General features: G+C 58.7%; 1 protein-coding gene and 1 pseudogene. Both read right to left on the bottom strand.

The genetic code is table 11. The features are described 5' to 3' along the window. A pseudogene (locus I9182_RS20325) lies at window positions 1-441 on the bottom strand (mechanosensitive ion channel family protein); the annotation flags it as partial. Window positions 442-443: 2 nt separating this feature from the next. After that, window positions 444-1,715 carry a serine hydrolase gene (locus I9182_RS20320; protein WP_348540419.1) on the bottom strand — a complete coding sequence of 424 codons (1,272 nt, stop codon included), beginning with the start codon at window positions 1,713-1,715 and terminating at the stop codon, window positions 444-446. Between the last annotated feature and the right edge of the window lie 174 nt (window positions 1,716-1,889).

Raw genomic sequence — 1,889 nt, 5'->3', positions numbered from 1 at the left:
TCGCGGCGTGGCGAGGATGGTTTCGTTGAAGAAGACAGAATCCCGGTAGGTGCGCAGATCACTGACCAACGCGGGATCTCCGCCTTTGCTCTCCAGGGCATCTACCACCATCATGTAGAGCTCAAACGTGCCAGCCCGCTCTTCGGTCAGACGGGCTATTTCCTGATATGCGGCCTCGGTAGCGGCGTCTGGATTGCGGAGGAGGCTTATCTTTTTATCCGAAAGCGCCTCTGTCTCGGCTTGGACAATCCCTTGCCAGGCACGCGCTAGGGGGTCGAGCTGTTCTTTGGTGAGCGGAATAAGTTGGTAGGCGAGTTCTTCGCTCGGGATCCCCGAGTTCAACAGTTCGGCGGGAATGTCGGGCGACTCGACCTGCGCCAAGGCGGCGACAGCGATCAGGCCCCAAAGGATGGAGACAAAGACAACTTTCAGAATCTGCATAATCAGTCGCGTGCCATCAGGTATTCAGCGACAGCTTGGTATGCTGGCAGCGAAGTCGGGTCGATGAAACCGTTCTGCGCGCGCGGATAGGACGCAAGACGGACCAGCACCATTTCGGCAGTGGGATCGACGTAGATTGTCTGCCCGTGAACGCCGCGGGCGGCATACGCGCCATGGTCATTGTGCAGAACCCACCACTGGCTTGTGTAGCTACCGGGCCCAAAGGTCGGGAACCCGTCGCCAAACGTTGAGCGGTCGCCGCCACTGCTGATGTTCTTTACTACCTCGGCTGGGAACAAGCGCTCGCCGTTGATCTCGCCACCGTTCAACATCAGTTGGCCAAGTCGTCCGAGGTCGCGAAGTCCCGCCGTGACACCACCACCAGCGAAGGGCACGCCCTTGCCATCAACCGTTTGGTAGGCGTCCTGTTCAGCACCCATTCGGCTCCAGAGCCGCTCGGACGCAAGGTCCGTCACCGCCTTGCCGGTCACGCGGCTGATCATCCAACCCAACATGTCGGAGTTGATCGTCTTGTAGTGAAACTCCTCGCCGTGATTGCCCTCTGGCTTCACCTGCTGGAGGTATTCCCAGTACCCGTCGGGCCCCTTGTAGTCAGCCGGTTTCGGCAGCGGGCTGGCCGCGCGGGAATAGATCCAGATGTCGGCGTTGGGGTCGGAGTAGTTCTCGGAATACTGCACGCCGGTGGTCATATCCATGACCTCGCGCACGGTAGCTGTCGCGAACGCGCTGTCGCCGATCTCTGGGATGACGTCTGCGACCGTCAGCGTATCGTCAAGTACCCCTTCGACCACGAGGATCTCACCCAAGAGCCCAGTGATCGACTTCGTCATCGACATAATCGCGTGCTTGCCGTCCTCTTCGAGACAGCCGAAGTAGCGCTCGTAGACCACCTCACCCTTGTGCATGATCAGCATACCGTCGGTGTAGTTGGCGTAGAGGCTCTCCTCCCACGTCATCTGGTCTTCGCTGTTCTGGGGCGTAAAGGTCAACGCATCGATCTCTCGGGCGAGGTCAGCAAACTCGGCGGGAGACGGATAAGGCAATGGAACCGGCGCGCCAAGCCCGCGGCTTATTTCCTCTGTCGGCAGGAACTCTCGCAAATGGCAGACGGACCAGCGCAGTTTTGGAAAGCTGAAATAGTTGCTATCAGGCTGGGAAATCAACCTGGCGGGCGGCGGAGGAAACCCTTGCATCCATCCCATCACGTTAGGGTCTGACTCCCGTGCCGTAAGCTGTTCGGTCTGTGCTTGCACTGAAGTCGAGGCGATTGTCGCCAAGAGTGTCACGGCTCCAACTAACCCTAGATTCCGCGTCATTTACCTTGTCCTTCCGTCAACCGAGATGTTCGGCTTAAGATTTAGACCGATTGGCAAAAGAGTCTCGGACAATGTGAACGCTTTGGTTGCTTCTAGGGCGGCTTGGTCCGC

Origin of the sequence: Ruegeria sp. HKCCSP351 (genome assembly GCF_017872535.1) — a bacterium.
Lineage (GTDB): Bacteria > Pseudomonadota > Alphaproteobacteria > Rhodobacterales > Rhodobacteraceae > Ruegeria.
This window is presented reverse-complemented; position numbering and strand designations above follow the sequence as displayed.